19 protein-coding genes are annotated in these 18,895 nt (G+C 72.1%); 10 read left to right on the top strand and 9 right to left on the bottom strand.

Going from position 1 to position 18,895, the window contains the following annotated elements; all coding sequences use genetic code 11:
* Window positions 1-36: 36 nt before the first annotated feature.
* Window positions 37-1,203, bottom strand: a complete 1,167-nt coding sequence (locus tag ACZ52R_RS01215; protein ID WP_465622716.1) for a class I SAM-dependent methyltransferase — start codon at window positions 1,201-1,203, stop codon at window positions 37-39.
* A gap of 212 nt (window positions 1,204-1,415) precedes the next feature.
* A complete protein-coding gene (locus ACZ52R_RS01210; protein ID WP_465622714.1) occupies window positions 1,416-2,723 on the bottom strand; it encodes a helix-turn-helix domain-containing protein in 1,308 nt (435 codons plus the stop codon).
* Window positions 2,724-3,296: 573 nt separating this feature from the next.
* Between ACZ52R_RS01210 and ACZ52R_RS01205 the strand changes: the two genes are divergently transcribed.
* Window positions 3,297-3,749 (top strand): GatB/YqeY domain-containing protein, encoded by a 453-nt coding sequence (locus ACZ52R_RS01205; protein WP_360496292.1) that lies wholly within the window; start codon window positions 3,297-3,299, stop codon window positions 3,747-3,749.
* Window positions 3,750-3,934: 185 nt separating this feature from the next.
* Here the strand turns inward: ACZ52R_RS01205 and ACZ52R_RS01200 are convergent, their stop codons facing one another.
* Window positions 3,935-6,217: a transglycosylase domain-containing protein gene (locus tag ACZ52R_RS01200; protein WP_465752420.1), complete on the bottom strand. Its 2,283-nt coding sequence runs from the start codon at window positions 6,215-6,217 to the stop codon at window positions 3,935-3,937.
* 501 nt (window positions 6,218-6,718) lie between these two features.
* On the opposite strand from ACZ52R_RS01200, the gene ACZ52R_RS01195 reads away from it, so the two are divergent.
* Window positions 6,719-7,042, top strand: a complete 324-nt coding sequence (locus tag ACZ52R_RS01195) for a WhiB family transcriptional regulator (RefSeq protein WP_030240986.1) — start codon at window positions 6,719-6,721, stop codon at window positions 7,040-7,042.
* Between the two features lie 165 nt (window positions 7,043-7,207).
* Here the strand turns inward: ACZ52R_RS01195 and bagB are convergent, their stop codons facing one another.
* Both bagB and bagA read right to left on the bottom strand, forming a co-directional pair.
* Complete coding sequence (bagB, locus tag ACZ52R_RS01190; protein WP_465622711.1) at window positions 7,208-8,392, bottom strand: ATPase BagB; 1,185 nt, start codon at window positions 8,390-8,392, stop codon at window positions 7,208-7,210.
* The gene (gene bagA / locus ACZ52R_RS01185) at window positions 8,389-9,477 is read right to left on the bottom strand and encodes an ATPase BagA (RefSeq protein ID WP_360496283.1); all 1,089 of its coding nucleotides are present in this window, start codon (window positions 9,475-9,477) and stop codon (window positions 8,389-8,391) included. Before bagA ends, bagB begins: the two co-directional genes overlap by 4 nt.
* A 213-nt stretch (window positions 9,478-9,690) precedes the next feature.
* Here bagA and ACZ52R_RS01180 point away from each other — a divergent pair, with 213 nt between their 5' ends.
* The 5 genes from ACZ52R_RS01180 (at window position 9,691) to ACZ52R_RS01160 (ending at window position 12,495) form a co-directional block, all read left to right on the top strand.
* Complete coding sequence (locus ACZ52R_RS01180; RefSeq protein WP_360496280.1) at window positions 9,691-9,849, top strand: DUF4177 domain-containing protein; 159 nt, start codon at window positions 9,691-9,693, stop codon at window positions 9,847-9,849.
* Window positions 9,846-10,313, top strand: a complete 468-nt coding sequence (locus tag ACZ52R_RS01175; protein WP_360496277.1) for a RidA family protein — start codon at window positions 9,846-9,848, stop codon at window positions 10,311-10,313. The genes ACZ52R_RS01180 and ACZ52R_RS01175 overlap by 4 nt, the downstream gene beginning before the upstream one ends.
* Window positions 10,314-10,376: 63 nt before the next feature.
* The gene (locus tag ACZ52R_RS01170) at window positions 10,377-11,243 is read left to right on the top strand and encodes an NUDIX hydrolase (RefSeq protein WP_465664027.1); all 867 of its coding nucleotides are present in this window, start codon (window positions 10,377-10,379) and stop codon (window positions 11,241-11,243) included.
* A gap of 94 nt (window positions 11,244-11,337) precedes the next feature.
* Complete coding sequence (locus tag ACZ52R_RS01165) at window positions 11,338-11,511, top strand: hypothetical protein (RefSeq protein WP_360496271.1); 174 nt, start codon at window positions 11,338-11,340, stop codon at window positions 11,509-11,511.
* A gap of 150 nt (window positions 11,512-11,661) precedes the next feature.
* Window positions 11,662-12,495 (top strand): MBL fold metallo-hydrolase, encoded by an 834-nt coding sequence (locus ACZ52R_RS01160; RefSeq protein WP_465622708.1) that lies wholly within the window; start codon window positions 11,662-11,664, stop codon window positions 12,493-12,495.
* Window positions 12,496-12,615: 120 nt separating this feature from the next.
* On the opposite strand, the gene ACZ52R_RS01155 is transcribed toward ACZ52R_RS01160, so the two are convergent.
* Window positions 12,616-13,290, bottom strand: a complete 675-nt coding sequence (locus ACZ52R_RS01155; RefSeq protein WP_030288117.1) for a Crp/Fnr family transcriptional regulator — start codon at window positions 13,288-13,290, stop codon at window positions 12,616-12,618.
* 192 nt (window positions 13,291-13,482) lie between these two features.
* On the bottom strand, window positions 13,483-14,490 hold the full coding sequence (locus ACZ52R_RS01150) for an ArsR/SmtB family transcription factor (protein ID WP_465622706.1): 1,008 nt from the start codon (window positions 14,488-14,490) through the stop codon (window positions 13,483-13,485).
* Between the two features lie 111 nt (window positions 14,491-14,601).
* Here ACZ52R_RS01150 and ACZ52R_RS01145 point away from each other — a divergent pair, with 111 nt between their 5' ends.
* Window positions 14,602-15,426 carry an isocitrate lyase/PEP mutase family protein gene (locus tag ACZ52R_RS01145; protein ID WP_465752418.1) on the top strand — a complete coding sequence of 275 codons (825 nt, stop codon included), beginning with the start codon at window positions 14,602-14,604 and terminating at the stop codon, window positions 15,424-15,426.
* Between the two features lie 67 nt (window positions 15,427-15,493).
* On the opposite strand, the gene ACZ52R_RS01140 is transcribed toward ACZ52R_RS01145, so the two are convergent.
* Window positions 15,494-16,111 carry an RraA family protein gene (locus tag ACZ52R_RS01140; protein WP_465622703.1) on the bottom strand — a complete coding sequence of 206 codons (618 nt, stop codon included), beginning with the start codon at window positions 16,109-16,111 and terminating at the stop codon, window positions 15,494-15,496.
* Between the two features lie 129 nt (window positions 16,112-16,240).
* Entirely contained in the window at window positions 16,241-17,029 is a 789-nt protein-coding gene (locus ACZ52R_RS01135; RefSeq protein ID WP_465752416.1) for an alpha/beta fold hydrolase, read from the bottom strand.
* 196 nt (window positions 17,030-17,225) lie between these two features.
* Between ACZ52R_RS01135 and nth the strand changes: the two genes are divergently transcribed.
* Both nth and ACZ52R_RS01125 read left to right on the top strand, forming a co-directional pair.
* Entirely contained in the window at window positions 17,226-18,134 is a 909-nt protein-coding gene (nth, locus tag ACZ52R_RS01130; RefSeq protein ID WP_465622701.1) for an endonuclease III, read from the top strand.
* On the top strand, window positions 18,131-18,865 hold the full coding sequence (locus ACZ52R_RS01125) for an NUDIX hydrolase (protein WP_465622699.1): 735 nt from the start codon (window positions 18,131-18,133) through the stop codon (window positions 18,863-18,865). Before nth ends, ACZ52R_RS01125 begins: the two co-directional genes overlap by 4 nt.
* Window positions 18,866-18,895 lie beyond the last annotated feature (30 nt).

Raw genomic sequence — 18,895 nt, 5'->3', positions numbered from 1 at the left:
CAGGCCGAACAGGGGGTTCGGCCGGGCTGGTGGTGTTCACGGGCGCCGGGCGAGCAGGATCCGGTGCATCGGGGTGTCGACCAGTGCCGTCCTCACCAGGCCGGCCCGGTCGAGCCATTGGTCGTAGTCCGCCAGGGAGAAGGAGTCTCCGCCGCCGGTGACGAGCATCGACGCGGCGAACAGTCGGAAGAAGCGGTTCTGGATCGACTGGGCGTCGGTCTCGTCGTCCACGATGTGGTCGACGATGGCGACCACGCCGCCCTGGCGCACCGCCTGCGCCGCCCGTCGCATGAGCTCCTCGGAGCCCTCCGCGGTCTGGAGGTGGAAGATGTTCACCAGCAGGACGAGGTCCTGGCCGGTGTCCCACGCCTCGGTGAAGAAGTTGCGCTCCACCGGTTCGAACCGGTCCTGCACGCCCAGCCGCTCCGCCTGCCCGCGGGCGATGGGCACGATCCGCGGGTGGTCCAGGCCGGTGGCCCGCAGTCCCCTGAAGCGCTGCAGGAGCAGCTGGCTGTAGATGCCGGTGCCGCAGCCGACGTCGAGCATCGAGCGGTCCGCCTCGCCCTTCCAACCCTCTTCCTCCGCCAGGAGGTTGGCGAGCGACTCGACGATCGGCGGTGCCCAGAAGTTGATGCCGCGGGCCACCTGCTCGTAGTCCTCGGCGGACAGCTGGTTGGCCTGGTAGTCGCCGTCCGCGCCGCGGGCGGGCCGCTTGACGTGGTCCGCGAGGTTGCGCCAGACGTCCCAGCCGATCGCCCGGTCGTAGCCGATCCGGCCGGCCAGGCTGTACAGGCCGCCGGGCAGCAGGCACTCGGCCATGCCGTCCACCAGCCGGTAGACATCCTGACCGTCCTCGGTGCGCGACCGCTGGACGATGTCGTAGCAGTACAGGCCGTCGAGCAGCACCCGCAGGCCGTGGGTGTCGGCGTCCAGTCGCTCGGCGAGCGCGGCCGGGGTGGCCGGGCCCTCCGCCAGGGCGACGAACACACCGAGGTCGAATGCGGCCTCGATCATGCCGGGCGCGAACATCGCAATCAAGTGTTCGTAAACGCGGTGTGAAGCCCGGACGACGGCGCTGTCCCGGGGATCACCGATCAGTTTCGCGCCGTCCACCAGGGGCGCCACACCGGTTTCCGGCAGCGGAGTTTCGTCCGACGTTTCGTCGGTTCTGTCGTTGCGGACGGAGGAGTCTATCGTGGTCATCGATCCCCATTTGCGCTCAGGGCGTTTCGCCGGGCAGTGCTGAATGTGCCGCAGAGGCGTTTCCGGACAGGCCGGAGGAGCGAACCGGTCGATTCGATCGAATGATCGCCCGACAACCGGGCCGGCCCGGAAATGATTCCGGGCGCGGCAGTACGGCCGGCATGGACGGAAAGCGCCCCGACGAGCGGACGGTGTGAGTGTGTGTGCCGGCCTCAGGCCGGAATGGCGTTGACGTACTCGCGCATCATCCGGGGGACCCGGTACGCGTACTGGTGGCCACGTTTCACCTGGATGACGGAGAAATCCACGAGATCGGCCAGCACATCGATATTGCGGGAGGGCTCCCGGCCGCCGTCGACCGGTTCCTGCCGGACATCGTCGATGGTGAATTCATCGGGAAAGCGGGACAGCTGTCTGAGGGCTCTGCGCTGCCGGTCGTCGAGCAGTCCGTACGCCCAGGCGAGGCTGCGGTGCAGCGAGCGGTGGTGGGACAGCCCGCCCACCTCGTCCTGGCCGAGGATCGGCAGCACCTGGCACTCGTCCACCAGGACCTGCAGGGGCACCGAGCGCATCCGGAAGGCGGCGTTCTCGATGGCGAGCGCGAGACCGCCCAGCCGCCGGCAGAGCTCCACCACCTGCGGCATCTGGTCACTGAGGTCCAGCGTCGGGACGATGGAGTGCACCCGGCGGCAGAACAGCTCGGCGGCGGGCGGGCAGCCGTAGCTGCCCTCGGGGTAGTCGACCGACAGCGGCGACACCTCCCACAGGTCCGCCGGGATGGAGGCCGGCGCCCGCAGCGAGGTGATCAGGATGTGGAGCGCGGGATGCCGGTCCAGCAGCATCCTGACCTGCCGGGTCGCCGCGCCGATGACGTGCTCGGCGTTGTCGATGACGACCATCATCTGCAGCTCGGGGTTGGTCCGCGGGTCCCGGTCGTAGCCGTGCAGCAGGGTGTCGAGCGAGCGTTGCACCTCCGCCGAGGCGGCGCCGGCGTCGACACTCTCGGGGGTCACCGAGCCGAGCTCCAGGACCACCACGCCGTCGCGGAAGCGGTCGAGCAGATGGGCCGCGGAATCCAGTGCCAGCCGGGTCTTCCCAACGCCGGCGGGGCCGGTGAGCACCAGCGGCCGGCCCGGCCGGAGGGTGGTCACCACGTGCAGCAGGTCGGCCTGGCGCCCGACGGTGATGTCCGTCTTGGGGCGCAGCCCCTGCCACCGGGCGTTGTCCGGAACCTCGACGACATTGGTCAGCAGACCGGGTTCCAGTCGGGAGGACAGCATCCCGGTCGGATTACCCGCATTGGCAACGTGGGATATCAGGGTGTCCTGGCTGGTCGCCGCGGACAGCAGGGCGCCGACCAGGAGTTCCACGGAACTGCGCCGCGGATTCTTGATGGCGCCGGTTTCCAGATTGCGAATGGTCCGCACACTGACATTGGAATGCTCGGCTAATTGCTCCTGGCTCCAGCCGACCATCTTTCGTTGGGTTACTAACATGGAGCGAAGCTGATTGTTGTCCATTCCCCCGCGCTTCCTGCTGTCGTGAGCAGAATCCAAGTCGGAACTTAACGCGCCGGACTGCGGCGCCAATCACTCCGGAAACGATCATTACTGACCACGCGGTCATGGCGGAGCGCATGCGGAAGCACTCGCGCCGAGCGTGGGTCGCGATGTGTCAGAACCGTGGAAAAATGAGTTGGGGACTTGACAGCGGCTTTCTGCTGCGGCTCGGGAGCGGCCGTTATCGGTGAGGTGACCACAGCCCGTTAGGATACTCAAGCTAGCTGCGAACGAGTGTACTACGCGGACTATTTCGCGAACCTGCCGCTACGTTCGATTTGCCCCTTTTGGCACCGGCAACTCCTCGGTGCTTCCGGCAATTTCCGACTGTTCTGCCGCGAGTATGCAGCCGTTATCGGCCATGTCGACTGGAATCCACTGCCCCTTCCCGGTCGCGATCGGCCACCGTCCGACGCGTCGTCACATGACCCCGGCCGGCCTCGGCACGGCATACTCGTTCACCTGCACAATCCGCAGGGGATACCCGGTGGAAACCGGTTGAGACCACCCACAGCCGAAGGATAAGAAGAGGAAATGACAACGCTCAAGGAGCAGCTGCAGGAGGACCTCACGGCTGCCATCAGGGTCCGGGACGAGCTGCGCGCGTCCACCATCCGGCTCACGCTGTCCGCCGTCACCAGCGAAGAGGTGGCGGGAAAGCAGAAGCGCGAGCTGTCCGACGCCGACGTGCTGAAGGTGATCGGCCGCGAGGCGAAGAAGCGCCGGGAGGCCGCCGAGGCCTTCGACGGCGCCGGTCGCACCGACCAGGCCGCCCGGGAACGGGCCGAGGGCGAGGTGCTGGCGACCTACCTGCCCAAGCAGCTCTCCGACGAGGAGCTCGCCGCGATCGTGGCGGCCGCCGTGGCCGAGACCGGGGCGAGCGGCCCGCAGGCGATGGGCGCCGTGATGAAGCTGGTGAAGCCTCAGGTGGAGGGCCTGGCCGAGGGTGGCCGGGTCGCCGCCGCCGTGAAGGCCGCGCTGTCCTGACCGCGGGCGGCCCGGGGTCGTCGGGTCAAGCCGGCTCTGGCCGGAATCGAGCGGCCCTGGAGGGCCCGTAAGGGGCTCTCCAGGGCCCGACGGCCCGTCACCCCGGCAACACGCCGAAGGGGCGTCCTCCGAACCGGAGGACGCCCCTTCGCTACTGTTCCGCGGGCTCGGCCCGGGCGGCTCGGTCAGCCGTTGCCGCCGCCGTGCTTGCCGCCGTTGTTCCCGCCGCCGCCGATCATGCCCGGCGGGAAGGTGAACCCGCCGCCGATCATTCCGCCGGGGGTGCCGCCGCCGTTGTTCCCGCCGCCGTTGTTCCCGCCGCCGGGGGCGCCGCCGCCCTGCTGCGGCGGGGGGTTGGCGCCGGCCGGCGGGGTGTTCGGGTCGGCCGGCGGGGTGGCCCCGGCCGCCGGGTCCGGCTTGGGCATGTCCGGGATGTTCGCGGTGGGCAACTGCTCCACCGGGGCGCCCTTCAGGGCCTGGTTCATCGCCATGCGCCAGATCGGGCCGGGGCCGGTGGCACCGAAGACCTCGGCGAAGGGGGTCGGGCCGATCTTGATGTTCTTCATCGGGACGCCGCCGGCCGGGCCGCCGAGCCAGACCGAGGTGGCCAGCTGCGGGGTGTAGCCGCTGAACCAGGCGGCGCGCTTCTCGTCCGAGGTGCCGGTCTTGCCGGCGATCGGGCGGCCGTCGTCGAGACCGAGGTCCTTACCGGTGCCCTTCTCGGTCACGCCGCTCAGCACGGTGTTCATGGCGTCGGCCGTGGACTCCGAGAAGGCCTGGCTGCACGCCGACTGCGGGACCGCCATGTCCTTGCCGTCCACCGTGGTGATCTTGTTGATGGCGATCGGGGTGCAGTACTTGCCGTGCGCGGCGAAGGTCGCGTAGACGTTCGCCATGGTCAGCGGCGACATCTCCTGCACGCCGAGGCCCATCGAGGGGACCTCCTCGAGGGGCTTGCCGCTCGCCTTGGTGGTGATGCCGAGCTTGTTGGCCATCTGCTTCACCGGGCAGAGGCCCATGTCGGCCTCCATCTCGACGAAGTAGGTGTTGACCGACATGGCCATGGCCGTCTTGAGGTCGTAGGGGCCCTTCTCGCTCTCGGACTCGTTGGGCACGGTCCGGGCCTTGCCCTTCTCCGTGTTCTTCCAGGTGCCCTCGCAGGTCTTCATCGTCGGCCACTCGATGCGGTTCTCCGACTTGTACTGCTGAGTGGGCTGGATGCCGGACTCGAGGGCGGCGGCGGCCACGATCGGCTTGAAGGTCGACCCCGGCTGGAAGCCGTTGCCGCCGCCCATCGCCGCGTCGACGTTGAGGTTGACGACGGTCTGGTTCTTGTTGGCGTCCAGGCCGTACGGGCGGGTCTGGGCCATCGCCAGGATCTTGCCGGTGCCCGGCTCCATCATGGTCGCGGCGGCCGACACCGGGTCGGTGACGTACACCAGCTTGGTGACGGCGTTCTGGGCCGCGGCCTGCTTGTCCGGGTCCAGCGTGGTGTAGATGTTCAGGCCGCCGGTGTCCCAGAGCTTCTTGCGCTCGTCGGCGCTCTTGCCGAACGCGGGGTCCTGCTTGACCACGTGGCGGACGAAGTCGCAGAAGAAGCCCATCCCGGCCTGGGCGGTGATGCAGCCGTTCTGCGGGTCCTTGTACTTCAGACCCAGCGGGGCGGCCTTCGCCTCCTTCGCCTGGTCCGCGGTGATGTGCTTGTTCTCGAGCATCTTGTCGATCACGACGTTGCGGCGCTTGACCGTGTTCTCGGGGTAGCGCACCGGGTCGTAGGACGACGGGTTCTGCACCATGCCGGCCAGGGTGGCGGCCTCGGCGACGGTCAGGTCCTTGTTGCTCTTGCTGAAGTAGCGCTGGGAGGCCGCCTCGACGCCGTAGGCCTGGTGGCCGTAGAAGGTGATGTTGAGGTAGTTGGTGAGGATCTGATCCTTGGTCAGGTCCTCCTCCAGCTTGATCGCGACCTTGAGCTCCTGGATCTTGCGGCCCAGGGTCTTGCGCTGGGCCTCCAGGACGGCCGCCTGGTCGTCGCCGGCCTTCTCCACGTTGACGTTCTTCACGTACTGCTGGGTCAGCGTCGACGCACCCTGGGAGGCGGTGCCGCTCTCGGCGTTCTTGCTGGCCGCGCGGAGGATGCCCTTGAGGTCGATGGCGCCGTGCTCGTAGAAGCGGGCGTCCTCGATGTCCACCTGGGCCTGCCGCATGAACGGCGACATCTGGTCGACCGTGAGGACGGTGCGGTCGCGCTCGTAGACCTTGGCGATCAGGCCGCCCTTGGCGTCGAAGATCTGGGTTGCCTGGGTGAGCGGCGGCGTCTTGAAGTCGTCGGGGATGTTGTCGAAGCTCTCCGCCGTGTCCTTGGCGGTCAGCCCCATGGCGCCGACGGCGGGCAGGGCGAGGCCTGCCAGCAGGACTCCGGAGAGCACGCTGACGCCCAGGAACTTCACGCCGTTGCCGACGTGCTCCAACGGTGATCCGCCGGACCTGCCGCGCGGAGCTCCGGTGTTGCCTGGGGGCTGGGATGCCTGGGGGCGCTTCGGTGCCATGGGGAGAACCCTACGTCGCGGATTCCCGTACATCGGGGCAGGTGTTCGCCTAGGCTTGTCACAAGCTTGGTACAGCTTCGGTGCGTCAACATCATTCACTCGTGTGGGTGGCGAGAGTTGCCCGAATTGCCCGTGGATGACCGGGTTCTGTGGCGGCTGGGGGCTGTGGCATTCGCGCGAATGGTCGCTCTCCGTGATGGCGCCTGTGGCGAGAGTGGGGGACTACGCATTGGCAAGGCATGTGACCTGCGATCACTCCAACGAGTGAGCTGACCGGTACCCATAGTCCAATCGGGTCATGCGAGATTGAGCCCGAAGGGGCTGTTGCAAGCTGTCGTTCTTCCGTAACGTCCTCAACTGGCAACGGTGAATATGCCGTTGCCGCCGTGGGGGAGCCTCGATACGGGAGAGGACGGCGCCGGGATGGGCTGGGTTGACGACTGGAGTGCGCAGGCCGCCTGCCGCACGAGTGATCCGGACGAACTGTTCGTCCAGGGGGCGGCGCAGAACCGCGCCAAGGCGGTGTGCAGCGGCTGCCCCGTGCGGACGGAGTGCCTCGCGGACGCCCTGGACAACCGGGTGGAGTTCGGGGTCTGGGGCGGGATGACGGAGCGCGAGCGCCGGGCGCTGCTGCGCCGCCGCCCGACGGTCATTTCGTGGCGCAGGCTGCTGGAGACGGCCCGCACCGAGTACGAGGAGTCCCTCGCGACCGGTGTGATACTGACGGACTACGCCCAGGCGGGCTGAGCCCGACCGCACAGGCCGCACCGGCCGTACCGGGGGGTCCGGGCCGGTCGGCCCAGGGCGGGCGCCCACGCCGCACCGCCCCGAGCCGTCCAACGTCGCGCCGTCCAACGTCGCGAACTACTGTGCCGCGAAGTCCTGTGCTGCGCAGTCCTACGCCGTGCCGTCCTACGCCGCGCCGTCCGACGCCGTGCCGCCGAGCCGGTCCCCGATGGCCCGCAGACCCTCCAGGTCGTGCACGTCGCCCGGCAGCGCCGGGACCTCCACGATCGGCACGTCCGGGTAGACCGAGACGAAGCGGTCGCGGGTGCGGCGCTCCCGTCCCATGATCTGCATCCGCTCGGCGTGCAGCCGCAGCAGCCCGGCCGCGAGCAGCTCCGCCTCCGGCGAGGTGTGCTCCGAGCCGTTCTCCTCCAGCGCCTCCGCCGCCGCCCGCGCCCGCTCCGCGGTGAGCTGCGGTGCGCCCGTGCCGTGCACCCGGTTGAGCACCAGTCCGGCCAGCGGCATCCGGTCCGCGGCGAGCCGGTCCACGAAGTACGCCGCCTCGCGCAGCGCGTCCCGTTCCGGTGCGGCCACCACCAGGAACGCCGTGCCCGGCGCCTTGAGCAGCTGGTACGTGCGGTCTGCGCGCTCGCGGAAGCCGCCGAACATCGAGTCCGTCGCGCTGACGAAGGTCTGCACGTCGGTGAGCAGCTGGGCGCCGAAGATCTTGCCGAGGGTGCCGGTGAGCAGGCCCATCCCGGCGTTCAGGAACCGCATCGCGCTGCGCCCGCCGACCTTGGCCGGGGCGGTCAGGATCCGGATCACCCGGCCGTCCAGGAAGGACCCGAGCCGGTTCGGCGCGTCCAGGAAGTCCAGCGCCGAGCGGGACGGCGGGGTGTCCACGACGATCAGGTCCCACTCCTCGGCGGCGCGCAGCTGCCCGAGCTTCTCCATCGCCATGTACTCCTGCGTGCCCGCGAAGCCGGCCGACAGGGACTGGTAGAACGGGTTCTCCAGGATCGCCCGGGCCCGTTCGGGGTCCGCGTGGGCCAGCACGACCTCGTCGAAGGTCCGCTTCATGTCCAGCATCATGGCCTGGAGCTCCCCGGTCCCGGTGACCCCCTTGACCACCCGGGGGGTGTTGTCGAGCTCGGTCAGGCCCATCGACTGGGCGAGCCGGCGGGCCGGGTCGATGGTCAGCACCACCACCTTGCGGCCGCGTTCGGCGGCCCGCAGGCCGATCGCCGCGGCGGTGGTGGTCTTGCCGACGCCGCCGGACCCGCAGCAGACGATGATCCTGGTCTTCGGGTCGTCGATCAGCTCGTCCACCGCGAGCCGCTTCCCGGTGCTCCGCACCCCGTTCGAGGTCATGCCGCCCCCTGCCGCTTCAGGTCGCCCGCCAGCCGGTACAGCCCGCCGAGGTCCACGCCCTCGCCCAGCAGCGGAAGTTCGTACGTCGGGAGCCGCAGTTGCTGCAGGTCGGCGCGCTGCTCGCGCTCCAGCTCGACCCGCTCGGCGTGCTCCCTGGCCTGCTCCAGCAGCGGGTCGATCAGCGGCTCCACCGCCGCCCGGACCGTCTCCGGCTTGCGCGAGCGGCCCCCGAGCCCGGCCTCCCCGAGCGCCAGGGCGACCTCCTCGCGGTGGTTCCCGTCGACCGCGGCCACCGCCGCCGCGTCCAGCACCGGTGGCCGGACCATGTTGACCATCACGCCGCCCACCGGGAGCTTCGCCTCGCGCAGCTCCGCGATGCCGTCGACCGTCTCCTGCACCGGCATCTCCTCCAGCAGGGTGACCAGGTGCACCGCGGTCTCCGGTGACTTCAGCACCCGCATCACGGCCTGCGCCTGGGTGTGTATCGGGCCGATCCGGGCCAGCCCGGCGACCTCGGCGTTGACGTTGAGGAACCGGGTCAGCCGCCCGGTCGGCGGGGCGTCCATCACCACCGCGTCGTAGCGGCGCCGGCCGTCCGGGTCCTTGCGCCGGGTCGCCTCGCAGGCCTTGCCGGTCAGCAGGACGTCCCGGACACCGGGCGCGATGGTGGTGGCGAAGTCCACGAAGCCGACCTTCTGCAGCGCCTTGCCGGCCCGGCCGAGCTTGTAGAACATCTCCAGGTACTCGAGCAGCGCCTGCTCGGTGTCGATCGCCAGTGCGAAGACCTCGCCGGCCGGTGTGCCGCCCGCGGGCGCCTCCCCGGCCGGGAGCCCCAGCTGCCGGCGGGAGACCGAGGCGATCCGGCGCTCCTCGTACGGCAGTGCGGCGATCCCGAACAGCTCGGCGATGCCCTGCCGGCCCTCGACCTCGATCAGCAGGACCCGGCCGCCGTCGGCGGCGAGCGCCAGGGCCAGTGCGGCGGCCAGCGTGGTCTTCCCGGTGCCGCCCTTGCCGCTGACCACGTGCAGCCGGACGCCCTCCCAGTCGGGGTCGCGCCGGTCCGCCTGGCCGGGGGTGCGTGCCACGCTCCGTCTCCGTCCGTCTCCGTCCTGCGGGCGTCCCCTCCTGACGAGGGTGGCCCTCACCAGGGTGCCCTCTCGCGAGGGTAACCAGGGACCGCGCCGGATGCCCGGAGCACCCGGGGTTGCCAGGCCTGATCATGCCCTCTTTGTGGCCCACCTCACACGTCGCCCGCCGCGCGGGTCCGATCGCCGCGGCGGCTCGTCTAGAGTCTGGCCATGACCAAGTGGGAATACATGACGGCGCCCCTGCTCGTGCACGCCACCAAGCAGATCCTGGACAACTTCGGCGAGGACGGCTGGGAGCTCGTCCAGGTCGTGCCCGGCCTGAACCCGGAGAACCTGGTGGCCTACTTCAAGCGGGAGAAGAACGCATGAGCGTCGTCGAGTCGAAGCTCGCCGAGCTGGGCCTGACCCTGCCGCCGGTGGCCGCCCCGGTCGCCGCGTACGTGCCGGCCCTGCAGTCCGGCGAGTTCGTGTTCACCTCCGGCCAGCTCCCGGTGGTCGGCGGCAAGCTGCCGAGCACCGGCAAGGTCGGCGCCGAGGTGTCCCCGGAGGAGGCCAAGGAGCTCGCGCAGACCTGCGCGCTGAACGCCCTGGCCGCCGTGAAGTCCGTGATCGGCGATCTCGACCGGATCGAGCGGGTCGTCAAGGTCGTCGGCTTCGTCGCCTCCGCCCCCGACTTCACCGGCCAGCCGGGCGTCATCAACGGCTGCAGCGAGCTGCTCTCCAAGGTGCTCGGTGTCGCGGGCGTGCACGCCCGCAGCGCCGTCGGTGTCGCGGTGCTGCCGCTGGACGCCCCGGTCGAGATCGAGCTGCAGGTGCGCGTCAAGCAGGCCTGAGTGTGATCGCGAAGGCGGGGTCGGGCCTGTCCAACCCCGCCTTCGTGCGCTTAGCATCCGGGCATGGACCATCGAGCAACGACGCTCCCGATGCCGCCCGGCTGGCCTGCCCGGATCCGGGCGGTCGAATCCGGCGTGCTGACCCCGCCGGTGCCCAGGCCCGCCGCCACCGTCGTGCTACTGCGCGACGCCGCCGCCGGGCCGGAGGCCTACCTGCTGCGCCGTCGCACCTCGATGGCCTTCGCGGCCGGGATGTACGCCTACCCGGGCGGCGGGGTGGACCCGCGGGACGCCGAGGTCGAACCGGGCTGGGCCGGTCCTTCGCCCGAGGAGTGGGCGGGCCGACTCGGAGTGGACGCCCGGACGGCCCGGGCGGTGGTCTGCGCGGCCGTCCGCGAGACCTTCGAGGAGGCCGGCGTCCTGCTGGCCGGCCCGGACGCGCACAGCGTCGCCGCGCCGCGCGACTGGTCCGCCGAGCGCGCCGCGCTGGAGGCGCACGAGCTGTCCTTCGCCGAGTTCCTCCGCGACCACGGCCTGGTGCTGCGCAGCGACCTGCTGGGCGGCTGGGCCCGCTGGATCACCCCGGAGTTCGAGGAGCGCCGCTACGACACCTGGTTCTTCGTGGCGGCCCTGCCGGCCGGCCAGCGCGCCGCCCTGGAGGTCGGCGAGGCCGACCGGGTCGCGTGGCTGAGCCCCGCCGAGGCGGTCCGGGGCTACCAGGAGGGCCGGTTCGGCATGCTGCCGCCGACCGTGACGGTGCTGCGCGAACTGTCGCCGGTCCGCACCGCCGCCGAGGCGCTGGCCGCGGCCGCCGACCGTCCGCTGGACCCGGTCCTGGGCCGGGCCGAGGTCCGCGGGGACCGCATGACGGTCCGCTGGCCCGGGTACGACGAACTGACCATCGACGGGGATTTCCCCGAGGACTCCTGACCCACCCGCACCGCCGGACCATCCGTACCGACCGATCGATCACCCACCCCGCAGTCAGACCGCAGTCGCACCGCAGAGAAAGGACCGACGCCCGATGACCCACAACGACGTGGCTCCCCGGACGGCACCCGAGATGCCCGCCCGCCGCCTGATCCCCCGTACCCCGGCGTGTGAGAGCCCGGTCCCGTTCGTCGAGGTGGCGCAGCGCGCCCTCGTCCGGGCACTGCCGCTGCGGGCCCTCCATCGCGACGGCGAGGGTGGCCGGTGAGCGAGCGAACTGAGCGAATCGTCGAGAGGTGTGCGTTGCGCGAAGCGGCTGCCGAGCGCAGCGAGGTGGGCGCATGAGCGAGCGAAGTGAGCGAATCGTCGAGAGGTGTGCGTTGCGCGAAGCGGCTGCCGAGCGCAGCGAGGTGGGCGCATGAGCGGACTCCTGCCGGGTGACCCCGCCGCCGTCGTCGGCGGCGAGGCCACCTCCCGGGCGCTGTGCGTGCTGGCGCCGAACCCGTCGCCGATGACGCTGGACGGCACCAACACCTGGCTGCTCTCCGAACCCGGCTCGGACCTCGCCGTGGTGATCGACCCCGGCCCGCTGCACGAGGAGCACCTGCGCCGGGTGGTCGCCCTCGCCGAGGAGCGGGGCAAGCGGATCGCGCTGACCCTGCTCACCCACGGCCACGCCGACCACTCCGAGGGCGCGGCCCGCTTCGCCGAGCTCACCGGCACCGAGGTGCGGGCCCTGGACCCGGCGCACCGGCTGGGCTCCGAGGGCCTGGTGGGCGGCCAGCGCCTGGACATCGGCGGCCTGGACCTGCGGGTGGTGGGCACCCCCGGCCACACCTCGGACTCGCTGACCTTCCACCTGCCGGACGACGGCGCGATCCTCACCGGGGACACCGTGCTCGGCCGCGGCACCACGATGGTCGCCCACCCCGACGGCCGGCTGGGGGACTACCTGGACTCGCTGCGCCGGCTGCACACGATGGCCTCCCATCACGGCGTGCGGACCGTGCTGCCCGGCCACGGCCCGGTGCTCGCGGACGCGCTGGGCGCCGTCGACTACTACCTGGCCCACCGGGCCAACCGGCTCGCGCAGGTGGAGACCGCGGTCGAGGCGGGCTGCCGGACCGCTCCCGAGGTGGTGTCGCGGGTCTACGCCGACGTGGACCGGGCGCTGTGGCCGGCCGCGGAGCTGTCCGTCCGGGCCCAGCTGGACTACCTGGAGGAGCACGGGCTGATCGCGGACCTCGACTGACCCGCGACCGGGGCCGACCCGCGACCGGGGCTTGCCGGGTCCGACCGCGAACGCCGAAGGGCCCGTCCGTGCGGACGGGCCCTTCGGCGTGGTGCGGGTGCGGTGCGGGCGCGCGGAGCGTCAGCGCGAGCGGCGGGACAGCCGCTCGACGTCCAGCAGGACCACCGCGCGGGCCTCCAGCTTCAGCCAGCCGCGGCCGGCGAAGTCGGCGAGCGCCTTGTTGACCGTCTCGCGGGAGGCGCCGACCAGCTGGGCCAGCTCCTCCTGGGTGAGGTCGTGGGCGACGTGGATGCCCTCCTCGGACTGCACGCCGAAGCGGCGGGAGAGGTCCAGCAGGGCCTTGGCGACGCGGCCGGGCACGTCGGAGAAGACCAGGTCGGACATCACGTCGTTGGTCCGGCGCAGTCGGCGGGCGATGGCCCGCAGCAGCGCGATGGAGACCTCGGGGCGGGCGTGCAGCCAGGGCTGCAGGTCGCCGTGGCCCAGGCCGAGCAGCTTGACCTCGGTCAGCGCGCTGGCGGTCGCGGTGCGCGGGCCCGGGTCGAACAGCGACAGCTCGCCGATCATCTCGCTGGGGCCGAGGACGGCGAGCATGTTCTCGCGGCCGTCCGGCGAGGCGCGGTGCAGCTTGACCTTGCCCTCCGCGACGACGTACAGCCGGTCGCCCGGGTCGCCCTCGTGGAACAGCGACTCCCCACGGGCGAGGGTGACCTCGGTCATGGAAGCGCGCAGCTCGCCGGCCTGTTCGTCGTCGAGTGCCGCGAAGAGTGCGGCGCGCCGCAGAACGTCGTCCACGTGCTTCCTCCTTCTCGGCCGGGCGGCGGGTGGGCCGTCCGGCGCAAGTTCCGTTCAGTGTTCTGCATCACCAAGCATGGCGCATGTCGCTCCGATCATATGAGGAGGGGGTCTGCCGAGGTGTGCCGTGCGGGGCCATTCGTACTGGCGGGTCATCGGGCGGGACGGACGGGGGCAGTTCCCGGACCGGCCCTAATCGAATGCCTGTCCGTCCTGATCGAACAGGGAATCGCCGACCGCCGTACGGGCGTGCAGGACGGCGTGGCCCGCGCGGTGGGCGCTGGTCAGGCCCGCCGTGCGCAGCGCGGTGAGGTGCTGCGAGACGCCGGCCGCGGAGAGTTCGGTGCGGCGCGCCAGCTCGCTGGTCGAGGCCGGGGAGTCCAGCTCGGCCAGCAGCCGGGCGCGGGAGCGGCCGAGGACGCCGGCCAGCGCGTCGGTGCGGGCCGCCGGGCCCGGGTGGCGTTCCCACAGGGTGGCCGTGCCGCGCGCCGGGTAGACCAGCTGCGGCGGGTCGGGCGGCAGCACCCGGGTGAGCACCCGCGGCCAGGCGAAGGCCGAGGGCAGGAGCAGCAGCCCGGACCCGGCGGTCAGTCGGGTGACCGCGCAGTGCCGCCGCTCCAGCAGCAGCGCCGAGCCGTCCCAGCGGACAGTGTCGTGCAGTTCGCCCAGCATCCGCGCGGTGCCGTGCTCGGCGGCCTGCCGGGAGCGGTGGAAGACGTCCGCCGCGAGCAGGGCCCGGATCCGGGCCCAGTACGGGGCGAGCGCCAGCTCCCAGTACGCCGCGAGGTCGGCGGCCAGCCGGGGCAGCTGCCCGGCCGGGTCGCGGTGCAGCGGCGCCAGGACGGCCGGCAGCCGGCCGTCGGCCTCGGCGGCCAGGATGTCCAGGTCGGCCCGGACCTGCTCGGCGCCGGTGGCGGTGATCGTGGCCAGTTCCTCGGCGAGCGTGGGGGAGAAGCCCACCGGGGCGGGGTTGAGGAAGTCCGGCAGGTGGCCGGTGGGCGGCACCAGGGCGGCCAGCCGTTCCAGGGCTGGCCCGGCGGCGGCCAGCCGCTCGCGGACCTCCCCGGCCCAGCGCCGGTGCAGCGCCGGGACGGGGGAGTGGGCGAGGGCGCGCAGGCTGGTCACCACCTCCTGCATCGGCGAGACGGCGAACCGGGTCAGCGCCAGGTCCTGCGCGGAGAAGTGCAGTTCGGTACGCATGCGGGCCCCCTCCGCGAAGATTCAGTCCCAGCTTAATCACTGGTACCGGCCGGGGAGCCGGGCACAGGATGCCTGCGTCCCCACCGATCCGTACGAAAGCCGGTGACACCCATGTCCACCACCCCCGAGTCCCGTGAGCGGGCGCTGCGACTGCGCGGACTGGTCGCCGACGGCGTGCTCGTCCTGCCCAACGCCTGGGACGCGGGCAGCGCCGCCGTGATCGCCTCGGTCGGCGCCCAGGCCATCGCCACCACCAGCGGCGGCGTCTCCTGGTCGCTCGGGCACGGCGACGGCCAGCGGCTCGACCGGGCGGCGGCGGTCGAGGCGGCCCGCCGGATCGTCGCGGCGGTGGACCTGCCGGTCACCATCGACGCCGAGGGCGGGTACGGGCCGCTGCCCGCCGACGTCGCCGAGACCGTGACCGCCCTGGTCGGCGTGGGCGCGGTCGGCGTCAACCTGGAGGACTCGACGGCCGTCGGCGGCCCGCTCTTCCCGGTGGCCGAGCAGGCCGAGCGGCTGCGCGCGGCCCGTACGGCGGCGGCCGCGGCCGGGCTGCCCGAGCTGGTGGTCAACGCCCGCACCGACGTCTTCCTGTTCGGGCTCGGCGGGCTCGACGACGTGCTGGTCCGGGCCGAGGCCTACGCGGAGGCGGGCGCCGACGGCCTGTTCGTCCCCGGGCTGCTCGACCTCGAAGCCCTCACCGAGCTGGTCAAGCGCGCGCCGCTGCCGGTGAACGCGATGGCCGTCCCCGGCGGGCCGACCGTCGCCGAACTCGCCGCCACCGGGGTGCGGCGAATCAGCCTCGGTACCGGCCTCGCCCAGCTCGCGTACACCGCGGCCCGCCGCGCCGCCGTCGAACTGCTCGGCGCCGGGACACTGACGCAGCTCGACGGGGCGCTCGGCTTCGGGGAACTGAACGGGCTGTACCAGGGCTGATCCGGGCCGGGTTGCCAGGACTGCCGCGGCCGGGCTCGGCTTGCGGGGCTGACTGCCGCGGCCGGGCTCAGCCCTGGAAACCCAGCTCGGCGAGGGCCCGCTCGATCCGGTCGCGGTGCTCCGCCGCCCACTCGTCCAGGGTCTCGGCGGCCTCCTTGGCCAGCTTCGCCCGGGCCGCGTCCAGGACCCGGTCCCGCTCGGCGGCGGGCACCACCACGACACCCTCCTCATCGGCCACCACGATGTCGCCGGCCGCCACCAGCACGCCGCCGCAGCGCACCGGCGTGCCGTGCGCACCCAGCGCCTTCTTCGCCCCGGGGATCGGGATCACCCCGCGGGCGAACACCGGGAAGCCGAGCTCCCGCACCTCACCGAGGTCCCGGATCAGCCCGTCGGCCACGAAGGCCACCACGCCCCGCCGCTGCGCCACGGCACACACGTTGCCGCCCGCCAGCGCGTAGTCCAGGTCCCCGGACTCGACCACGATCACCGAGCCGGGCTCGGCCCGGTGGATCGCGGCGTGCAGCATCAGGTTGTCCCCGGGCGGGCACCGCACGGTGAACGCCGGGCCCGCCACCCGGGGCATCCCGTCCCAGAGCGGGCGCAGGCCGATGTCCATGACCCGGGCGCGGCCCAGGACGTCGGCCAGGGTCGTGGTGGGGATGTCCTTGAAATCCGCGTCCATGCTTCCTCTTCCTCTTCCGCTGCTTCCGCTGCGTTGCGCCGGCTCTGCGTTCCTCCGGCCGTCAGGCCACCGGAAGACTAGGACGCGGACGTGGACGGGTGTTCACGGACTCCGGGGTCCATCCCGGGCTCAGGCGAAGTACTTCACCAGCTCCGGCACCAGCACCTCGGCCGCCACGTCGTGCGTCTGCTCGGCCAGCGTCCGGTACTCGGCGCCGGGCACGGCCGCGGCCACCGCCGCGGACGGGGCCCGCAGCAGCTCCGGGCTGGCGCCGCCGTCCAGCACCAGGGCCGGCACGGTGATCCGGGCCAGGACGTCGACCGGGACGGTCGCGCCGGTCCGCGCGCCGAGCGCCGCCGCGTCGTACGCCAGGGTCGGCGCGATCGCCTCGAACAGCGGCCACACGGGGGCGGCGCGCATCCCGTCCACCATCTCCGCGGGCATCCCGACGAAGGTCATGAAGGCCGCGACGGCGTCCCCGCGCCGCCCCTCGGCGAGCGCCGCCTCCAACTCGTCGACGTACCCGACGAAGCGGGCGCTCTGCCCCTCCTCGGTGCTGAACGGCGGCTCGTAGACCGCGAGCCGGGACATGCCGACGCCGGCGGCGGCGGCCCGCAGCGCGAGCGCGGCGCCCGAGGAGATACCGAAGACACCGGCCGAGCCGCCGGCCGCCGCGATCACGGCGGCCAGGTCCTCGATCTCACGCTCCACCGCGAACGGCGCGGTGTCCCCGCTCCCGCCACGGCCACGCCGGTCGTACACCCACACGGTGTGGTGCGCCGAGAGCTGCTCGGCAACCGCGGCACCCGGATCGAACGCCCGGTGGGTGGTCGCCCCGTCCACCAGGACGACCGCCGGGCCGGAGCCGGTGACGGTGCAGGCAATGGTGGTGCCATCAGCGGAGATCACGGTGCTCATGAGCTGTTCCTTCTGTCGTCGTACGAGCCGGTCACGGAGATAGACCGGAGCACGTCCCGGAACTCATCGCTCCCACCGAAGATTTTTCCGGGCGGTCCGACTTCGTGCCGAGGAGTCGGACAACACGCCCTGGCCGGGCCCGGCTTCCGTGCTTGATCGCCCACAAGCGGTGGTCCGGTCGGCGTAGCCTTCGTGCATGGCAGAGAGCAAGGTCCGGAACGCGGCGGCGCCGAAGGCCGAGCCGGCGGTGAAGTCGGCGGTGGCGAAGGCGGCGAAGAGGCCCGCCGTGAAGCCGAGGAAGGCCGAGTCGCATCTGGCGATGGTGCGGCGGGCCCGGAAGATCAACCGTGAGTTGGCGGAGCTGTACCCGTACGCGCATCCGGAGCTGGACTTCGAGAACCCCTTCCAACTGCTGGTGGCCACCGTGCTGTCGGCGCAGACCACCGACCTGCGGGTGAACCAGACCACTCCGGCGCTGTTCGCGAAGTACCCGACGCCGGAGGACATGGCGGCGGCGAACCCGGAGGAGCTGGAGGAGATCATCCGCCCGACCGGGTTCTTCCGGAACAAGGCGAAGTCGCTGATCGGTCTTTCGATCGCGCTGCGCGACGAGTTCGGCGGTGAGGTCCCGGGGCGCCTGGCCGACCTGGTGACTCTGCCGGGTGTCGGCCGCAAGACCGCGAACGTCGTGTTGGGCAATGCTTTCGGAGTGCCGGGGATCACCGTCGACACCCATTTCGGCCGCCTGGCCCGGCGGTTCGGCTGGACGTCCGAGGAGGACCCGGTGAAGGTCGAGGCGGCCGTCGCCGAGATCTTCCCGAAGTCGGAGTGGACGATGCTCTCGCACCGGGTGGTCTTCCACGGCCGCCGGATCTGCCACTCCCAGAAGCCCGCCTGCGGCGCCTGCCCGATCGCGCCGCTCTGCCCCGCGTACGGCGAGGGCGTGACCGACCCGGAGAAGGCACGGAAGTTGCTGAAGTACGAGATGGGCGGCCAACCCGGGCAGCGGCTGAGGCCCCCGGCGGACTTCCCCGGTGAGGCGGCCGCCCGTGCGGACGCCGCCGCCCACCAGGGGCAGGTCGCGGACCTGGCGGTGGGCGCATGATCGCGCGGGGGATCGAGCGGGAGGACCTGCCGACCTGGCTGGAGCCGGTCCGGGAGGCGGCCGAGCGGGTGCTGCCGGAGCAGCTGAGCCGCTTCCTGCCGCCGGTCGGGGGCGGCCGGGCGGCAGCCGTGCTGATGCTGTTCGGCGAGGGCCCGGAGGGGCCGGACCTGCTGCTGATCGAGCGGGCCCGGTCGCTGCGCTCGCACGCCGGTCAGCCGTCCTTCCCGGGCGGCGCGCTGGACCCGGAGGACGGCGACCCGGACGGCCCGGGGCCGATCGCCGCGGCGCTGCGGGAGGCCTGGGAGGAGACCGGCCTGGACCCGGACGGGGTGCAGGTGTTCGCGGCGCTGCCGCGGCTGTACATCCCGGTGAGCCGTTTCGTGGTGACCCCGGTACTCGGCTGGTGGCGCGAGGAGTCGCCGGTGCGTCCGGTGGACCAGGGCGAGACCGGCGCGGTGTTCCGGGTGTCGATCGCCGACCTGGCCGATCCGGCGAACCGGGTGCGGCTGCGCCACCCCTCGGGGCACATCGGTCCGGCCTTCGCGGTTGCCGGACGGCTGGTCTGGGGCTTCACCGCCGGGGTGATCGACCGGGTGCTGCACCACAGCGGGCTGGAGCTGCCCTGGGATCCGTCCCGGGTCGTTGACCTCTCGGACGACGCGCTGGCCCTGGTCCAGGGTGACCTCGAGCATTCCCGCGCGCTGCCGGGCGGCGACGCCGGAGGATCGTGACCGGCTGTCGGCCGGTCCGGCCTGCGGACC

The organism is Kitasatospora sp. NPDC034023, from assembly GCF_055575795.1.
The sequence above is the reverse complement of the archived record's forward strand: the minus strand, read 5'-3'. Positions and strand labels throughout refer to the sequence as shown.